Consider the following 17,277-nt stretch of genomic DNA (forward strand, 5'->3'; position numbering starts at 1 on the left):
CGCGGTGAGGCACAACTGTGCCCAACCCGCTGGCCCGGTTGGGTGGGTCCGAGACCCGGTGCCCCGGATCAGGATACGCCGGTGGATCCGCCGACCACGGCGTCGGAGGATCGCGCCGACTTGCGCCGGCCCCGCTTGGGCCGGGCCAGCAGCGCCGACACGTCGCCGCCCATGTCGTTCATCCGGCCGACGAACGGGCGGGTATCGGTGTAGTGCACCACGCTGATCGAGCACGGATCGACCATGATCCGCTGGAACGTGTCCAGGTGCATGCCCAGCGCGTCGGCCAGCACCGCCTTGATCACGTCGCCGTGGCTGCAGGCCAGCCACACCGCGTCCGGGCCGTGCTCGGCGGCCACCTTCGACTCGTGTCCCCGGATCGCGGCCACCGACCGGGCCTGCATCGCCGCCAGCCCCTCCCCGCCGGGGAACACCGCCGCCGACGGGTGCAGCTGGACGACCTTCCAGAGCTTCTCCTTGCCCAGCGCCTTGAGCTCGCGCCCTGTCCAGTCGCCGTAGTCGACCTCGGCCAGGTCGTCGTCCACCTCGGCGCTCAGCTCGCGCCCGGCCAGCAGCGGCTCCACCGTCTGCCGGCAGCGTCGCATCGGCGAGGTCACCACGGCGGCCAGCCGGACCGGCCGCAGCCGCTCGGCCACCGCCTGGGCCTGCTTCGTCCCGGTGTCGTCCAGCTCGACACCGGGTGTTCGGCCGGCCAGCACCCCGGACGTGTTCGCCGAGGAGCGGCCGTGCCGTAACAGGATCAGGGTCGTCACGAACGCCCACGTTACGTCGAGGACATCAGTCCCGCGCCGAGAGCGACCATGATGGCCGCCCCGAGCACCACCCGATAGGGCACGAACGCGGTGATCCGGTTCGAGGAGACGAACCGCAGCAGCCAGGCCACCGAGGCGTACGCCACCACGAAGCTGACCACCGTGCCCACCACCGTCGGGAGCACCCCGATGCCCTTGCCCAGCGCTTCAGGGGCCTCCAGCACACCGGCCCCGACCAGCGCCGGGATGCCCAGGTAGAACGACAGCTTGGTGGCCGTCACCCGGTTCACCCCGCGCAGCAGCCCGGCGCTGATGGTCGCGCCCGACCTGGACACCCCCGGCACCAGCGCCACGCACTGCAGCAGCCCCACGATGAGCACGTCGGCCACGGTGAGGTCGCCCTCCGCCTTCTTCTGCGACGGGTTGCGCTCCGCCCACCACATCACCGCGCTCCACGCGATCAGCGCGCCGGCCACCACCCACAGGCTGCGCAGCGGCCCCTCGATCAGCGGCTTGGCCGCCAGGCCGACGATCCCGATCGGGATCGAGCCCATGATGATCAGCCACCCGAACCGGTACTCTTCGGCGTCCCTGGCCGACGAGCTGACCAGCCCGTGCGCCCAGCCCTTGATGATCCGGCCCAGGTCCCTGGCGAAGTACACCAGCACCGCGAGGATCGCGCCGATCTGGATGACGGCCGTGTACGCGGTGACCGCCGGATCGTCCACCTGCAGGCCGAGCAGCTTCTCCGCGATGGTCAGGTGCCCCGTCGAGGACACCGGGAGGAACTCCGTGAGCCCCTCGACGATCCCGAGCACCACCGCCTGAATGAGATCCACAACGCCCCTGTCCGTACCGCGACGCGGCCGGTCCGCGTCCGGGCGACAGTAGCGCCTCGCCGCCGGTGCCCCCGCGTCCCGGGGATATAGCGCCGGTGCTCTCCCGGACCAACCATCTTCCCGCACCGGAGATGGCGCCCTATGGTGGGGCAACCACGCCACAGCGGGGTGGCGTGCGTTACAGAACGAGGCAGGGCGGAGGTGGCCGGTGGAGCGGAGGAGCGGCACTGGCACGATCGAAGGAGACGACGCCGACGGGGAGTGGGAGTACCGGCCGCTGCGGCTGCCGCCCGATGTCAACCGGGTGACCGCATCGGTCCGGTTGGCCATCCAGGCGGAGTTCGGCGGCTGGGAACTGTCCCGGGTCCGGCTCTACCCCGGCGGTGAACGGAAGGTGTGGCTGCGCCGGCGGCGCACGCAGCGCATGCTGCCGAACCTGAGCTACTAGGGGCTACTAGGGAATCAGCGCGACCTTGCCGACCGTGCCCCGGCCGGCCAGCCTGCGCAGCGCCTCCGGCGCCTCGGCGAGCGGCAACGCGGCGCCGACCAGCGGATCGATCTTGTGCTGGTGCCACAGGTCGACCAGCGCGTCCTGCCACCTGGGGATGAGCTCCGGCGCCATCCGCTGGTAGTAACCCCAGTGCACGCCGACCACCGAGTAGTTCTTGATCAGCACGTGGTTGGTCGGGGCGTCCGCGAACCGGCCGGCCACGAACCCGATCACCAGGATCCGCCCCTCGAAGGCGACGACCTTGCGGGACGCGTCGAACACGTCACCGCCGATCGGGTCGAAGATCACGTCCGCGCCCCGCCCGCCGGTGATCTCCTTGACCGTGCCGACCAGGTCCTCGCGCGAGTAGTCGATGACGTGGTCGGCCCCGAGCGCCTCGGCCACCCCGCACTTCTCCGGCCCGCCCGCGCTGGCGATCACCGTCGCGCCGGCCGCCTTGCCCAGCTGTACCGCCGCGCTGCCCACCCCGCCGGCGGCGGCGTGCACCAGCAGCGTCTCCCCCGGCTGGATGCGGGCGCGGTGGTGCAGCGCGCAGTAGCCGGTCTGGTAGGTGACGAACATGCCGGCGGCCTGCGGCGCGCTCATGTTGTCCGGCCACTCCCAGGTCTGGCCGGCGTCCACCACGGCGAGCTCGGCGAAGCCACCGCCGCTGGCGCCGGGCTGGGCGATCACGCGCCGGCCCAGTTGTGGGCCGGCGCCGTCACCGGCGGCCACCACCTCGCCGGCCAGCTCCATGCCCGGCGTGAACGGCAGCTCGGGCCGCTCCTGGTACCGGCCCTGGCAGACCAGGATGTCCGGGAAGTTACAAGCGGCCGCCTCCACCCGGACCAGCACCTGACCCGGGCCGGGCTCGGGGTCGGGCACGTCGACGAGCTTCAGGACGTCCTGAGGTTCGCCGATCTCCGAGACCTGCCACGCGAGCATCAGACCCCCCGCGTCAGGGTCGGCGGCGGGGTGCTCCCGGCCGGGCCGGGGATGCCCCGGAACCCGTACGGCGCGGGTTCGCGCCCCGGCTGGACGAACCAGGCCTCCCCGGACGTGCCCCGGTCCAGGATCGCCAATACCGCGTCCGCCACGTCCTCGGCGGTCAGCAGCGGGAACCCGGCCCCGGTGAACTGGTCGCGCTGCTCGGCGATCAACGGGGTGTCCGCGAACCCGGGGCAGACCGCGCACATCCGGATGCCGTCGGCTCTCAGGGCCAGGCCGGCGGACCGCGCGTAGCCCACCACCGCGTGCTTGGTCATGGTGTAGAGCGGGTCGTTCGGCATCGGCGTGAGGCCGGCCAGCGAGGCGGTCGCCACGATCGCGCCGCCGCCCGCCCTGCGCAGCGCGGGCGTGGCCGCGCAGGTCCCGAACACCACGTGGTCCAGGTTCACCCCGACGATCCGCCGGTAGTCCGCGAGGTCCAGCTCCGCGACGCCGGGCTGGCGGGCCGTGGTGCCCGCGTTCAGGAACACCACGTCGAGCCGCCCGAACTCCCGCTCCGCCTCCGCGACCAGCCTCGGCATGACCTCCGGGTCGGACACGTCGCCCGGCAGGGCCAGGCCGGCCACCTCGCCGGCGACCCGGCTCGCGCCGCTCTCGTCCCGGTCCACGACAGCCACCCGCGCCCCGCCCTCGGCCAGCTTCCGGGCGACGGCCGCGCCGATCCCGGACGCACCGCCGGTGACCAGCGCACCCTTACCGTTGAGCTCCATCCGACCTCCCGATCAGCAGCTGCGCAGGAACCTGTCGAGCACCCGGGTGCCGAACCGCAGGGCATCCACCGGCACCCGCTCGTCCACGCCGTGGAACAGCGAGGCGAAGTCCAGGTCCGGCGGCAGCCGCAGCGGCGCGAACCCGAAGCAGCGCAGCCCCAGCTTGTCCTCGAACGCCTTGGCGTCGGTGCCACCGGAGAGCATGTACGGCACCGTCCTGGCCTCCGGGTCCTCGGCGCGCAGCGCGGCCCCCATCGCCTCCACCAGGTCCCCGTCGAACCCGGTCTGCAGCGCGGGCAGGTGGCTCACCCACTCCCGCGTGATGTCCGGCCCGAGGATCTCGTCCACCTCGCGCAGGAACGCCTCCTCGCGCCCCGGCAGCACCCGGCAGTCCACCACCGCCTCGGCCGTCGACGGGATCACGTTCGCCTTGTACCCCGCGTCCAGCATCGTCGGGTTCGCGGTGTCCCGGACGGTCGCGCCGATGATCCGCGACAGGGGTCCGAGCTTGGCCAGCGCGCCTTCGAGGTCGTCCCGTGGGAACTCCATGCCGGTGGCCTCGGAGACGCTGGTGAGAAACTCGTCAACGGTCTCGGTGACCACCAGCGGGAACCGGTGCCGCCCCAACCGCCCGACCGCCTCGGCCAGCGTGGTGACCGCGTTGTCCTCGTGCAGGAACGACCCGTGTCCCGCCCGCCCGCGCGCCCGCAGCCGCATCCAGGCCACGCCCTTCTCGGCGGTCTCGATCAGGTACAACCTGGCCGGATCCCCCTGCTTGTCCGGGAGCGTGAGCGAGAACCCGCCCACCTCGCCGACCGCCTCGGTGCACCCCTCGAACAGGTCCGGCCGGTTGTCCGCCAACCACTGCGAGCCGAACTTCCCGCCCGCCTCCTCGTCCGCCAGGAACGCGAACACCAGCTCTCTCGGCGGTGTGATCCCGTCGCGCTTGAACCGCCGGGCGACCGCGATCATCATCCCGACCATGTCCTTCATGTCGACGGCCCCGCGCCCCCACAGGTAGCCGTCCCGGACCACCCCCGAGAACGGATGCACCGACCACTCCGAGGGATCCGCCGGCACCACGTCGAGATGCCCGTGCACCAACAGCGCGCCCCTGCTCGGGTCCGCCCCCGGCAGCCGCGCGAACACGTTGTCCCTGCCCGGAGCCCCCGACTCCACCCGCTCGACCTCGTACCCCACCTCGACGAGCTTCCCGACCACGTAGTCGGCCGCCTCCCGCTCCCCCACCACCGTGGCCGGGTCGCCGGTGTTCGTCGTGTCGATCCGGATCAGGTCGGCGGCGATCCCGACGACCTCGTCCTCGGCTTCGATCCTGCTCATCACCGGATCTTCCTACCATCGGAGGTGGGGTTTCTGCCGGCTCAGACCCGTCAGCTATCCTGCGTGCACAACGGTCCGAGTGGCGGAATGGCAGACGCGCTAGCTTGAGGTGCTAGTGCCCTATTAATGGGCGTGGGGGTTCAAGTCCCCCCTCGGACACCAGTTGTGGTGCGGCGTCACCACCCGCGCAACCTTCCACCGGCCCGGGTGGGTCGCCCGCACCCGATGCGGCACACCTGACGAGTTCGTGCCCCTATCCGCCCTGCTCGCGGTCGTGTTCTCCCGACGATGCCGCGATGGATCGCACCCGCACACCACCGGCGCCGCCCACACGGGAACAGCTCATCGGGGCGCTGCTACCGGACATCCACGCCGAACCATCGCCACCCTTAGCGGTCCCGCTGCCGGTGCTCCCCGCTCCGACGCTGCCGGCGTCCACCACCGCAGCCGGTCTGCTGATCGGGATGGCCCGCGCCGACCGCTCTGGACGGCTGCATGAACGTCGGCTGCTGCGCGCGCTGGGCTGGATGCCCGGACAGCGACTCGCCCTGGACGTCGTCCACGGGCTGATCGTCGTCCAGCCGGCGCCGACCGGCTCCCACGTCCTCGATGACCGCGCCGCGCTGCACCTGCCCGCCGCCACCCGCCGCCTGTGCCGGATCAACCACGGCGCACCGATCGTGCTCACCGCCTCGGTCGCCCAGCAAACCCTCGTCATCCATCCACCGCACGTGGTGGCCCGACTCCTGTCCGCGCACCACGCCAACCTGCCGGTCGGACGTCATGAGCGCTGACCCCGGCCGGATCGCCGCCGCCCACCTGCTGCTCGACCAACTCGGCGTCACCCTCGACGACCTCAATCGCCCCGGCACCACCCCACAAGATCAGACCTGGAACGGGCCGACGCTGGCCGAGTATCTGCCCCGCGTGATCGCCGCCGCCGGCCCCGGCGCCAACCGCACCTACGGCAGCTACTGGCAGAAAATGGCCACCACCTGGGGCGAACGTCGGCTCGACCAAATCACCGCCAGCGACATCGAAGCCATGCGACACGACGCGGCCGCGACCGCCCGATCACGGCGCAACAGCCGCCACGGCAGACACGCCGGCGAACACGTCATCGCCGCCGCCCGCGCCCTCTACACCCGCGCCATCGCCGACGACCTCATCCCCCCAGGCACCAGCCCCGCGCACCGCGTCGCCAAACCCCGCCGACTGCCCAGCACCCGCCGAGCACTGACCGCGCACGAACTCGACCACATCAACACCACCGCCCGCACCAGCGGCAACGACGTCATCCTCGACGCACTCCTACTTCGCCTGCACACCGAAACCGCCTGCCGCCGCGGCGGCGCCCTCGCCCTACGACTGGGCGGTCTCAACACCGAACACTGCCTGATCCAACTGCGGGAGAAGGGCAGCACCATCCGCTGGCAACCGATCAGCCCGGCCCTCGCCACCAGCCTGGCCGACCACGCCACCAGCCGCGGCGCGCACCTGCCCACCGATCCACTGCTCCGGTACCGCGACGGGCGCCCTCTGACCAGCCGCCGCTACGACCACCTCTGGAAACGCCTCGGCCAACAACTGCCCTGGGTCGCCACCCAAGGCATCTCCACCCACTGGCTACGCCACACCACCTTGACCTGGGTCGAACGCCACTACGGCTACGGCATCGCCCGCGCCTACGCCGGCCACACCCACAGCACCGGACCCGCCACCACCACCTACATCAAAGCCGACCTCCAAGCCATCGCCACCGCCCTCGCCGCCATGACCGGACAACCACACCCCCTCGCCCACCATGAACCCAGCGGAGAGTCAGCTTGTGGGGACAGGAAGCGGCGGTAGCGGAGGCTGTAGGAACCCGATACCGGCCCGCACCACCCAGTCTGCTGCCTCGGTCTCGAGCGTCCACGGACAGCGCAGCAGTGCCCGCCTCAGCTCGGTCCGATCGATCACCTGTGCCGGCTCCGGGATCAGCCCGTCCCGCCGCTCAATTCCCATCGTCCAATGGGCGTGATCGGGATCGTCGAGCACCGCCACAAAAGTCTCGACCAGCTGCGGCCATCCCGGCGTGCCCCACCAGTGACGACATGCCAGCCCACCGTGCGCGGCCGCTCCCCACAACGCGCAGCGGGCACCCCGCCGTTCCGCCGTGGCGGCAAACGAACCCAGCGCAGTATCCGCGTGGTCGCGGTACTCCTGGAGGCCATCGCCGGCGAGTTCGGCCAGTGTCACACCGATGGGGAGCTGACGCATAGGCCTCACTAGCCAGCGCCAGATCCGCGCCGACAACAGATTGGTCTCATCAACATCAACATCATCAAGGGCCGCAGCGGGCGAGCCCGCAGCCATCCCGACCTCTGACCGCCAGCGACGCACGATCTCCCGCACCCGCCACGTGGTGTGGGCGTTGATCCGCAACATTGCACCGTCGGTCAACGGCCCCTCACCGGCGTGCCAGTCCTCGACCGGACCGTTGCGCCACGCGCCATTGACGATCCCAACCGCAGCGAGATCAAACACCTGCCCGACGCGATCGGGGTCGACACCCGCCTGGTGGTGCAACATCCTCTCCAGGAGGCCTACCTCCCCCTGTGGTGGGAGCTCATCATCGGTCCGGCGACCGCGCTCCTCACCGATCACATCCCTCAGCATGCCAGGATCTCGCTGCACCGGCCGCACCTCAGCCCCTACGTACCCGCCAACTCGACTTCGGCGTCCGAGATGGGTGCAGACAGTCCCCTGTCGACGGTTGCTGGACGCGGACGAGGGGCCTTGCGCGGCGCGCATCCTGCCCGCATGGTTTCCCGTGCGGCGCGCAACCCCGAGGAGAAAGTGCCGGTAGCTTCCGTGCCCCACCGCGAGAGCATTCCTCGCCGAGCGCGCCTTACGGGCGGGGTTTGGCATCATGGTGGACGATGTTGGACGACCGGGGGTTGGACTGACGTCCGCGCAGCGGGCCCCCTGCCGGGCAGTTTCTATCTATTCGCCCCGCGTGTGAGCTTATCGTACGTAACGGTCTGGGCGATTCGATCGACACTCGGGCCGAACGCATCATGTTTCCCTGGCAGTGGAAGGGATAGTCGTCGTGTCGGTCGATCCGCGCCGCATGTTCACTCGTGCCGAGGTGTGGCATGCCTGGCAGCGGCAAGGATGCGTGTGCAACGTGTGCCGACGCGCGATCCCGTTTGACCTTATGCACGGTGATCATGTCGTGGCGTGGAGTCTGGGCGGCCCGACCTCGATGGAAAACCTGCAAGCGCTGTGTGGATCATGCAACCTGCGCAAGGGCAACAGCCCCCAGGAGGTCATGGCGGCCCGGTTCGGGTTCCCGGCAGACCGGCTCCGTCCGGGGAGCGGCGAACTGCGACAGTGGCAGCGTGAAGCCCTTCCGCTGGTGCTCTCGCTGGTCGGGCATGAGCCGGTGTTGGTGGAGGCCTGCCCAGGAGCGGGCAAGACGATGTTCGGGCTTGAGGTTGTCTACCGACTAGTCGAAGCCGGCCGCGTCTCCAGGCTCCTGGTGGTCGTGCCCACGCTGGGCATCGCCGATGGCTGGCGCTGGTCGGCCTCGATAGCGAACCCCAACGCGCCCAGCATGCCCCTTCACACCAGCCGAGACTGGCGCCCCGTCGACCCGATCGACGACGACTGGTTAGGCGCCGTGGTGACCTATCAGTCGCTGTTCGCTCAGACCGAGATGTTCCTGGCGCACGCCACGGACCCAGGGCACCGCACGCTGGTCATCTTCGATGAGGTCCATCACGCTGGCAGTGACGCGGCCTGGGGCATCTCAGCCCAGGAAGCCTTCGCGACTGGCGCCGCCGGGGTGCTGTCGCTGAGCGGCACCCCGTTCCGGATCGGGAAAGACCCGATCATCTTCGCACCCTCGAAGGGCGGGCACGCCCGCCCGCACTATCGCTACTCGTATGACCGCGCGATCGCCGACGGAGCCTGTCGGCCGGTGCAATTCGTACAGACCCGCGGTGAGACAACCTTCCGCGCTGAGGACGGCGTCGTGCACACAGTCACCTTCGACGACGAACCGCTGACCGATCTCGGTCAGCGGCGACGTCTGCGTGCGGCGCTGGAATGGATCGGAACCGGCTCGATCGCCGAGAAGATGCTGCGAGATGCCAACCGCTACATCCTCGGGCTGCGCGATCGTGGCGATGTCGACGCCGCCGGCCTGGTAGTTTGCATCGACTGCGACCACGCCGATCGGGTCGCGGCGCACATGAAGGCTCATGTGATCGGGTTTCGGCCCGTGGTCGCCTGCTCGAGGCGGCGCGACCAGAATGATCCTGACCCTGCCAACGCTCTCCGGTTTTTCCGCAGCTCACACGATCCGTGGATCGTCGCAGTCAACATGATCTCCGAAGGTGTGGATATCCCCCGCTTGAGGGTGGTGGTGTATCTGACGAATCGGGTTACCTTGCTCTCATTCCGACAGATTGTCGGTCGGGTGGTACGCACAGACCCCGTCAATGTCGATGACCACGGCCGCGTCTACCTCCCAGCTGACCACCGGCTGCTCGAGATGGCCGAACACATCACCGACGCCCCGGACCTACTGCCTCCGCCCATCATGATCGTCACCGATGGAAACGATGCCTACCGCCTGGTCATCGACGCCGACGGCAACACCACCAGTGTCCCGTTCGAAACCCTCGGAACGGTCGGCGAGCAGGGTGCGGCGTTCGACACCGATGGCCGAGAGGCCAACGCCGTGCTGATCGAGTGCGCACGGCGGTTCATCGAACGTGAAGCTCTCACCGGGACCGACCCGGAGTCTCTTGCGCTTGCCGCCGCCGGCTCCCCCCGACTGCGCGAGGCGCTCCTCGAGCTCAGAGATACCCAGTGACCCAAACCGAAAGCAACCGAACCGGACCGACAATCATCCTGATTGGCGGCCAGATGACCACCGACGATGGCGCCCGCCTCGATTCCCGCCAGCCCCTCGACGGCGATCGCCGCTCGGAGGTCATGCTGCGCAGTCTGTCGACCTCGCTCTTGTGGTGGCGAACCGCTAGCTCCCTGGCCACGCCCCTCCTTGACGGCGCTGGCCCTGATGCCTTCGCGCTGTTAGTGAGTACTCAACGCACTATAGTCGAGTTGCGCCACGACGGCACGACACAACGCACCAGGCTCAACGCCATGCTCCCCGGCGGAACTACCACCACGCAACTCATCCGCGTACTGGGCAATGAGCGCCTACCCGAGCACTACCAGGAGGCGCATATCCTGCGCGACTGGTCGGACAATCACTACATCGGCACAATCGGAGTTAAACCCGGAGCGGCCGGGAAGCGCTGGCGTTTCCTGCGCGGCGGCGAGTACTACCTTGCCTATGCGGTGAAGAAGATCAACCCTGTCATGATCATCGATACAACCGTCGCCATCTTCGACGGAATTACGGACTCCGATCGCGGGATGACATACTCCCAGCGCGAGCACGGGGCCCTCGGCCATCGATTCCGAGTATTAGAGGAAACGCGGTTGTTCTCCAATGATTCCGTACTGATACTGCCCCACACCTACATGACAGAATCCTTTCTCGACCATTATAGCGAGTGGGTCGCGGCCGGCCGACCATCCACTGCAAGTCAAGACGAGGACTACTCCTGGCTGCGAAGCGCCCGAGCACTCGCCCATTCCGAGGACTACAATCCCGACGAGACTCCCGATCCCATGGAGCGCACGTTGCCCGTGCCCACCGAGGCCGATTTTCGAGTGACCGGGTTGATGGAGAACGCTCAGTGGCACGATTCCGCACATCTGGAAGCAAGCCGCGTCCTGCTACAGGCCCGCTACGACCTCAAGATCGGCATATGGGATTTGGCTCGGAACCCAACCCTGCGACAGACGCTACTTGACCCGACTCCCATCGCCGCACCACCTACCGCGACAGCCCCAATACCTGACGCCGCCCGCCGACGCGCTGAGGCGAGCATCGGCACGGAGCTCGGCCGCCGGGCCGCTGAAAAGAACACGTGGACAGCAATTCTCGCCAGCCTAGCTCCGATGATCCAACAGGGATGGGATCCAGCCGACAAGTGGGGACGGAAATGGCACCTATGCCTACCACTCACCAAACCTCTGCTCGATCCCTACTACTCACATAATGACGAGCCGATCCCACTGGTACAGCTACAACTAACAATCAGCAAACGAACCAACACTATCAACATCAAGATACTCCGACCGAACCTGATCGGATTCGACGAATATTTCCACACTCGACACGACGCATTCGAAGCCATCGCAGGCCCCTGCCACTACCCCTCAAGAGAAAACGAATTCCGCCGCATATGGACCGATACCGTCGGATGGACGGATGACGCCAACTGGGACAAGTGGGCAGCGGCGATGGCCAAACGCACCACTCGCTGGGTACAAGAGTTCGCACCTATACGCGAAGCCTACGAACGCCTATACACCGACGAACCTGCCACCAGTGACATCGCCGCCCTTCCCGCACTCTGGCAACGTCCCAATGGGAGCCTCAAGCTCATCGCCCCTCTGCGCGGCATCGGCGCCGTCGGCGGCGCCGAAACCATCGCAAAGCTCACTACAGGGACCGAGCTCAAATTACAACGGGAGCCCCGTAATACCGAAGATCATAATGCTGTCGTCGTACACGATCAGGCCGGCAGCCGATTGGGGTATGTCGCTCGAGAAATTTCCCGCCTACTTGCACCCGTAATGGATCCCCCCTCCGCTCCAACTTTTATCGCAGCGTTAGCCAAGCGACCCGAACCGAACCCACCCAGCGCCGCGCACCGCCAGTGGGACCCCATACTCCGATACGACGAGGTGCTCCTTTCCATCACCTGCCATGCACGTCGGTCTGGCGGGCGATGAGCCTGGCACCGGCGTCCAACCCGCGCGACCGCCATGGTCGGCAGGCTGACAGGTGACTCGCGGGCGTCAGGTACGGCCGCCACGATCATGCTGGTGGCTGGATCGACCGGCAGCAAATCCCCGGCCTGCGGCCGGATCGGCACGGACTTTGCCGTGCAGACGGTCTGTTTCCCGGATGTCGCCGCCAGGCGCCGCGCCGCTCAGTGTCTGTGGCGACGTAGAGCGGCGGGTTCAATGGTCCGTCGACGAGTCTTGAGCGTCGCTGTGCAGGTCTCGGAGCCTCTCGGCGCGTCGGGTGCGGGGGTTGTTGGGGCCGCGCCATTGTAGGCAGTCGGCGAGTAGCTGGTTGAGCTCCAGGCTTGCGCAATGTTGTTGGCCGGCTCGGCTTCTCCAGTATGCGAGAGCGGTCCGGGCATCGATGGTTCTGTCGTGATCGAAGCCATGAATCTCTGCGCTGAGAGTGACTACCTCCTCAAACCTGCGTGTCGCGTTGGGCGCGTCGCCTGTTTCCGCCGTAAAGTAGGCGATATTGACCATGGTCTCCAGAATGTAGGGATGCTTCTGCGGCAGGGAGTGTCGTTGTTCAGCGAGGAGTTCTTCGAGATCCTGGAGGGCACCGGCTGCGTCACCGCTGTTTCCCCGGAGGACGGCCAGGTTATTCCGAGTCCTAAAGATGCTCGGATGTTGGGGATCTAGAACCTTCTGCTGATCTTCTAGTAATCGCTTCCAGCTCGTAGCAGCCGTGCGCGGGTCGTCTTCCCCGTGGAGGAAGATGATGTTGTTACGAGTGGCAAAGGTGTCCGGGTGACCCCGCCCGAGCACCCTTTCCTGGTGGGCCAGTAACTCCTCAAGTGACTCGGGCGCGCCTGTGGCGACACCCAACCAATATATCGCGTTGTTGCGGGTTCGTAGCGTGTCGGGGTCGTCGGGACCGAGGCTGCGCTGCTGGTCGGCGTGCAGTTCCAGGTACAGCCGAGCGGCGCCATCCGCATCTCCGGTTTCACCTCGCCAATGCGCGAGGTATGCGCGGGTCGCCAGCACGGTGTGGTGGTGAGGGTCAAGGGCGCATAGTTCGGCCTGTAAGGCTTGTTCGAGCCAGCGCACCGCTTCCTGCGGATTTCCGTTCATCCCTCGCCAGTGGCCGAGGTTCGCCCGCGTCATCAGGGTATTCGGGTGATCATGTCCCAGAAACTGGTCTTGCTGGTAGAAGGCGGAGGTCAGGGTGTTGATAGCCGTGGTGATGTCACCGGCTTCACCTTGCCAGCATCCGAGATCGTTCTCGGCGGTCAGGGTATCGGGGTGTTCTGGTCCGAGGATTCGCCGTGCCTCTCGCACCATCCGTTCCGTGTGGTCGACAGCGGCTGTGACGAGGCCGCTTTCACCGAGGCTTCGGCCCGCTCGCAACAACACCGAGCGAGCTGCACCACGCCAGAGCGCATCGGTGTGCCGGTCCGCCAGGGTCCCGGTGTTGGCACGCAGCACCTGTCCGAGCCGCGGATCCCGCTCGATCGTCGGCCAGTACTCGCTCAACGCCAAGCCAGCGGCCTGAGCGAGGACGTCCAGGTGCTCCTCGGTGAGTTGCTCGATGGTTGCGCGCTGGACCAACGGGTGCACACTTACAGCCCGCTGGGGATCGCTCGGGTTGATCGTGAGGAGGCTGAACCGGGCAAGATTGCGCAGCGCGTCGCGGCAATCCTGTGGTGATGCCGCAGCGAGCTCGAGTGGCGTCGAAGGGGCAGCGGCCATCACACCCACGTACTCGGTGATTTCTTCTGTCTCGAGCAGACCAGATGGGAAACCGTGCGGATCGAGCACGCTGGCGACTTGTAGCACCGGCCGGCACATACCTCCCGGCGCGAGCTGGTCGGCGGCGTCAACCGACAACGACCAGGTCACCGCAATGGTCGTCCGGTAGTCGTCGGCGAGGGCGTCGCGGGGAAACAGGTCGACCAAACTGCGGCGGCGATCGGCGAAACGCGCGGCGTAGCCGCCGCAGGTGTCGTCGCGGTCCAGAATGAACGCCGCCGCCTGGGCCAACGCCAGCGGAAGATGGTGCAGCGCCTCGACCAGTCCAGCGATCTCGTTCGCCGGCTGCGGAGTGACCGCTGGCTCCAGTTTGGCGGCTAAGTAGGCGCATGCTTGATCGGGACTGAACACTCCGATGTCAATTCGGCGGCGACCGTGCGCGGAGAGCACCGCATCGGTCCGCCGAGTGGTAATCAACACGCGACCTCGCGACCCGTCGGGCCAAAGGCCTTGTAAGTCAGCGGGGTCTGCGAGATCGTCGAGGACGATCAGCCAGGCGCGGTCGGTGTGTTGTAGCCAGGACAGGAACCACTCCGCCGCTCGCACCGCATCGCCAGTTCCCGCATGGCCCAGAGCGGCAGCTGCCTCGGCGTAGGTACTGATGATGCTCTCGCGACTAGTCGCGACGACCCACATCTCAAGATCGACCTCGTCGCTGCACCCGCGAGCATAAGCTACGGCGACCTGGGACTTGCCGGCGCCGCCCAGCCCAGACAGCACCGCGACGCGCGTGGATCCCGTCTCCGAGCCCAGATGCTGCTCCATCAGCCTTGACTCATTCCGGACCTGGTAACAGTCCGCCGGTATGGGCACCGCTCCGACCCGGACCGGCCACCGATCCGCTGCACCAACAGAGTAGAAATGATTGATCTGCGTTGTGTGAGACCCGACCTGGATCCCCCGCGCGTACCGGGCGTCCACCATCTCACCCGCGTCAGACGCCCGCCGAAGGTTCATCACGGCAGAGAATATCGGTATCGACGCCTCCAGCCCGCAGCATCGACCCGGCACGGATCAGCCGGGCAGGTATCGCGCCTCGCCCCACCTCCTCCACCGAGCCACTAGACTGCCCCGCATGAACACCTGCTTGCGCGGGTGTGCCACGAAGTGGTGTTCGACTCCCCCCTCGGACACCCGCACTATCCCCCCGAGCGGTCGGATGCTCGCATCCACCGCTCTGACCTCGGGGTCAAACACCAGCTCAAGGCGCACATCAGCGTAGATCTTCCGCAAGCGCACGGGGTTCGCCCTGTTCAGGTCCGTTTGATGTCGCTCAGCGCATCCAGCCGCGCGTACACCTCGGCGTCCGCCATCAGATCCGGCGCCGGTCCCACCGCATCCAACTCGGCACCCGCGGCGGCGCGCTGGGCCTGCGCGTCGTTGATCGAGTCGACCAGCGCTTCGGGATGCGCTCCGGCCTCGATCGCCTCGCGGAGGCGACGTAGCCGCGTCTCGGCATTGGCGAGCCGCCTCTTGATCCCCCGGCGCGCGCTCGTGTCGCCGGCTCGCCGATGCTGGTCGGCCAGCAGCGCGGCAACAGTTCGATCACGGTTCCCCGGATCGAGTGCCTCCCCGATCCACGCGTTCAGCGCCGGGTAGCACCCGCCCGCTCCGGCAGGTAGACATTCTTCGGATGGGCATCGAAGGCCGGCGAGCCAGGTGCGAGCGTGCGCGCCACACACCGGTAGTACTCCCGCCCGTGCTTGGGAGTGCCCTCCATCCTGCGCGAGCAGTACACGCACCGGACGCGCCCCGAAGCACGTAGGAATGCTTCGCCGGTCGTGCGCCGCGCTCCAGCTTGCGCCGAGCCTCCAGACCACCCGCCGCCCCGCGAGCGCCGCAACAGCTGCGCCTGGGTGAACGTCTCAACGCTCACGATCGCCGGATGCGCGGGCTCCCGAGAGGGGACTACCCGATCTGCGCTGGCCCGGTGTAGCGCGGGTTCTCCAGGATCGCCCGGACCGTGCTGCCCTGCCAGCCATCGGCCAGCCAATGACGATTCTGGTCCGGCCGCCGCGCCGAGGGGCACGGGACGCCCTCCCGGTTGAGGCTGTTCGCGATCGCCCGGTCTCCGTTGCCCTGCAGGTACTCAGCGAAGATCCGTCGCACTACCTCGGCCGAGAACTCGTCGATCGCCAGCACGCGCAGCCGGAAGCCCTCGCCCGCCTTGCGCGGGTTCGGGTGCGGTCCGGCATCCAGGCCTACGTAGCCGTACGGTGCCCGGCCGCCCTGATGCCGTCCCTCGTTGATCACCTGGGCGTCCATGGCCGCGCGTACACGGGCTTGGACGTGCTGGCGTTCCGACTCGCTCATGCCGCCGAGCACGCTCATCAGCATCTTGTGCGACGGGTTGCGGTTGTCGAACTTGCCGCCCAGCTCGGGGACGCACAGCTCGACGCCGTGGGCGGCTCACTTGGGCTCTGTCAGGGAAAACTGGTTCCCGAAACAGCATCGGGTGCCCTCCCCGACGACAACGGCGCTCCAGCCCCAGTCGGCCCGCTTCAGCTGGGCCAGCAGCGCGGCGGCTTGTGTACCCCGCTCCCAGGGCACCGAACGTGACTGGCCGATGTCGAAGTACTGGGCGGCCACGGTCGCGCCGAGCGGCTCAACGAACTTGCGCGCGTTGCCGAGCTGCCAGCCGAGCGAGGTCTCTGGGTCCTGGTTGTCCTCGGTCGAGCAACGCCCGTCGAACGCCACCGGACCAATCCCCTGCTCCACTACCCTAGTCCGGCAAAAAAGCCTGGCCCTCCCGGGAGAATCCCCGCGGCAGCCGTGTATCTCATTCCTCTTCTGATGGTGCCATCTCCATCGCGAGTCCACGGACGACCACTACCCATCGATCAGTTGGAACAATGTTCCGAGAAGCCATCCCGGTTGAAATTTGTCGCCAACTTGACGATCAGTGCACCCTCGCCGGGCATGACGCGCCCCGTAACACCGATGTCAACATGGAGCTCGCGCTGCGTTCTCCATCCAGTCGGTCGCGAGGTCCACGACACCGCACTACGCGCCACTACGCCATCTGGAATCCATCCGAGATCGTACCTCCCGTCGACTATTCGTCCCGCCGGAAGCAGGAGCGTCGGCGTACGGATTGGTAAGTTTCTTTCATTTCGAACATGAACGTCGACAACATCTAATTGGTAATCTCTTCCTGGCTTTCGAGGCTTCTCGATAGGTGCGCTTTGCGCTCTTTGGTGATAGTTCTCGACCAGCAGTCGAGTGCGCGTGCTTCCGTCTCCTGCCACGGCATGCGTCCGTTCGCCGTGAGATCTAAGTAAATATTAGACAGTTGCGCAGAATGGCCGGCGAGTCGATCGCGGCGAAAGAGAGTCAGTCCAGCGCCGAACGCGCCGACCGTTCCAACAGCTTGGGCAATATCGGACCCCGAACCGATGTCTGGCAAGTCGTCTCCCCCTCGATGTGGATACCCGGCGCTACGC

General features: G+C 67.5%; 15 protein-coding genes and 1 tRNA gene. 6 read left to right on the forward strand and 10 right to left on the reverse strand.

Annotated elements, in window-relative coordinates; translation table 11 throughout:
- Nucleotides 1-68: 68 nt before the first annotated feature.
- Both N912_RS0141605 and N912_RS0141610 read right to left on the reverse strand, forming a co-directional pair.
- Complete coding sequence (locus N912_RS0141605) at nt 69-773, reverse strand: histidine phosphatase family protein (protein WP_028927096.1); 705 nt, start codon at nt 771-773, stop codon at nt 69-71.
- An 11-nt stretch (nt 774-784) separates the two neighbouring features.
- Entirely contained in the window at nt 785-1,612 is an 828-nt protein-coding gene (locus tag N912_RS0141610) for an undecaprenyl-diphosphate phosphatase (RefSeq protein WP_028927097.1), read from the reverse strand.
- A gap of 208 nt (nt 1,613-1,820) precedes the next feature.
- Here N912_RS0141610 and N912_RS0141615 point away from each other — a divergent pair, with 208 nt between their 5' ends.
- Complete coding sequence (locus N912_RS0141615; protein WP_028927098.1) at nt 1,821-2,060, forward strand: DUF5703 family protein; 240 nt, start codon at nt 1,821-1,823, stop codon at nt 2,058-2,060.
- A gap of 6 nt (nt 2,061-2,066) precedes the next feature.
- Here N912_RS0141615 and N912_RS0141620 read toward each other — a convergent pair whose 3' ends face one another.
- From N912_RS0141620 to N912_RS0141630, 3 genes are read right to left on the reverse strand one after another with little or no spacing between them, the layout of a single operon-like run.
- On the reverse strand, nt 2,067-3,047 hold the full coding sequence (locus tag N912_RS0141620; protein ID WP_028927099.1) for an NADPH:quinone oxidoreductase family protein: 981 nt from the start codon (nt 3,045-3,047) through the stop codon (nt 2,067-2,069).
- Entirely contained in the window at nt 3,047-3,820 is a 774-nt protein-coding gene (locus tag N912_RS0141625) for an SDR family oxidoreductase (RefSeq protein ID WP_028927100.1), read from the reverse strand. The genes N912_RS0141620 and N912_RS0141625 overlap by 1 nt, the downstream gene beginning before the upstream one ends.
- 12 nt (nt 3,821-3,832) lie before the next feature.
- Entirely contained in the window at nt 3,833-5,161 is a 1,329-nt protein-coding gene (locus N912_RS0141630) for a M20/M25/M40 family metallo-hydrolase (RefSeq protein ID WP_028927101.1), read from the reverse strand.
- A 73-nt stretch (nt 5,162-5,234) separates the two neighbouring features.
- Here N912_RS0141630 and N912_RS0141635 point away from each other — a divergent pair.
- From N912_RS0141635 to N912_RS57955, 3 genes are all read left to right on the forward strand, one after another.
- A tRNA-Leu gene (locus tag N912_RS0141635) sits at nt 5,235-5,323 on the forward strand.
- A 134-nt stretch (nt 5,324-5,457) separates the two neighbouring features.
- The gene (locus tag N912_RS0141640; protein ID WP_156994339.1) at nt 5,458-5,955 is read left to right on the forward strand and encodes a hypothetical protein; all 498 of its coding nucleotides are present in this window, start codon (nt 5,458-5,460) and stop codon (nt 5,953-5,955) included.
- Complete coding sequence (locus N912_RS57955) at nt 5,945-7,012, forward strand: tyrosine-type recombinase/integrase (protein WP_037069292.1); 1,068 nt, start codon at nt 5,945-5,947, stop codon at nt 7,010-7,012. The genes N912_RS0141640 and N912_RS57955 overlap by 11 nt, the downstream gene beginning before the upstream one ends.
- Here N912_RS57955 and N912_RS0141650 read toward each other — a convergent pair.
- Nucleotides 6,983-7,810 carry a hypothetical protein gene (locus tag N912_RS0141650; protein ID WP_211261581.1) on the reverse strand — a complete coding sequence of 276 codons (828 nt, stop codon included), beginning with the start codon at nt 7,808-7,810 and terminating at the stop codon, nt 6,983-6,985. The genes N912_RS57955 and N912_RS0141650 overlap by 30 nt on opposite strands.
- Nucleotides 7,811-8,255: 445 nt before the next feature.
- On the opposite strand from N912_RS0141650, the gene N912_RS61205 reads away from it, so the two are divergent.
- Nucleotides 8,256-10,028: a DEAD/DEAH box helicase family protein gene (locus N912_RS61205; protein ID WP_156994340.1), complete on the forward strand. Its 1,773-nt coding sequence runs from the start codon at nt 8,256-8,258 to the stop codon at nt 10,026-10,028.
- Nucleotides 10,025-12,028, forward strand: coding sequence for an HIRAN domain-containing protein (locus N912_RS62840; RefSeq protein ID WP_156994341.1), 2,004 nt, complete (start codon nt 10,025-10,027; stop codon nt 12,026-12,028). Before N912_RS61205 ends, N912_RS62840 begins: the two co-directional genes overlap by 4 nt.
- A gap of 231 nt (nt 12,029-12,259) precedes the next feature.
- Here N912_RS62840 and N912_RS57965 read toward each other — a convergent pair whose 3' ends face one another.
- The 4 genes from N912_RS57965 to N912_RS66175 form a co-directional block, all read right to left on the reverse strand.
- Complete coding sequence (locus N912_RS57965; RefSeq protein WP_169748047.1) at nt 12,260-14,599, reverse strand: tetratricopeptide repeat protein; 2,340 nt, start codon at nt 14,597-14,599, stop codon at nt 12,260-12,262.
- A 488-nt stretch (nt 14,600-15,087) separates the two neighbouring features.
- Nucleotides 15,088-15,516 carry a hypothetical protein gene (locus N912_RS66165; RefSeq protein ID WP_245645811.1) on the reverse strand — a complete coding sequence of 143 codons (429 nt, stop codon included), beginning with the start codon at nt 15,514-15,516 and terminating at the stop codon, nt 15,088-15,090.
- A gap of 226 nt (nt 15,517-15,742) precedes the next feature.
- Complete coding sequence (locus tag N912_RS66170; RefSeq protein ID WP_245645813.1) at nt 15,743-16,147, reverse strand: recombinase family protein; 405 nt, start codon at nt 16,145-16,147, stop codon at nt 15,743-15,745.
- A 96-nt stretch (nt 16,148-16,243) separates the two neighbouring features.
- The gene (locus N912_RS66175; RefSeq protein ID WP_051581527.1) at nt 16,244-16,531 is read right to left on the reverse strand and encodes a hypothetical protein; all 288 of its coding nucleotides are present in this window, start codon (nt 16,529-16,531) and stop codon (nt 16,244-16,246) included.
- Nucleotides 16,532-17,277 lie beyond the last annotated feature (746 nt).

The organism is Actinospineispora acaciae DSM 45401 (assembly GCF_000620785.1).
In the GTDB taxonomy this organism is placed as follows: Bacteria; Actinomycetota; Actinomycetes; order Mycobacteriales; family Pseudonocardiaceae; genus Pseudonocardia; species Pseudonocardia acaciae.

Excerpts from the sequence above, each read along its gene's own strand:
- N912_RS0141620 (WP_028927099.1), bottom strand. The coding sequence starts at position 3,047 with ATGCTCGCGTGGCAGGTCTCGGAGATCGGCGAACCTCAGGACGTCCTG.
- N912_RS0141625 (WP_028927100.1), bottom strand. The coding sequence starts at position 3,820 with ATGGAGCTCAACGGTAAGGGTGCGCTGGTCACCGGCGGTGCGTCCGGG.
- N912_RS0141630 (WP_028927101.1), bottom strand. The coding sequence starts at position 5,161 with ATGAGCAGGATCGAAGCCGAGGACGAGGTCGTCGGGATCGCCGCCGAC.
- N912_RS0141640 (WP_156994339.1), top strand. The coding sequence starts at position 5,458 with ATGGATCGCACCCGCACACCACCGGCGCCGCCCACACGGGAACAGCTC.
- N912_RS57955 (WP_037069292.1), top strand. The coding sequence starts at position 5,945 with ATGAGCGCTGACCCCGGCCGGATCGCCGCCGCCCACCTGCTGCTCGAC.
- N912_RS57965 (WP_169748047.1), bottom strand. The coding sequence starts at position 14,599 with ATGGAGCAGCATCTGGGCTCGGAGACGGGATCCACGCGCGTCGCGGTG.
- N912_RS66170 (WP_245645813.1), bottom strand. The coding sequence starts at position 16,147 with ATGAGCGAGTCGGAACGCCAGCACGTCCAAGCCCGTGTACGCGCGGCC.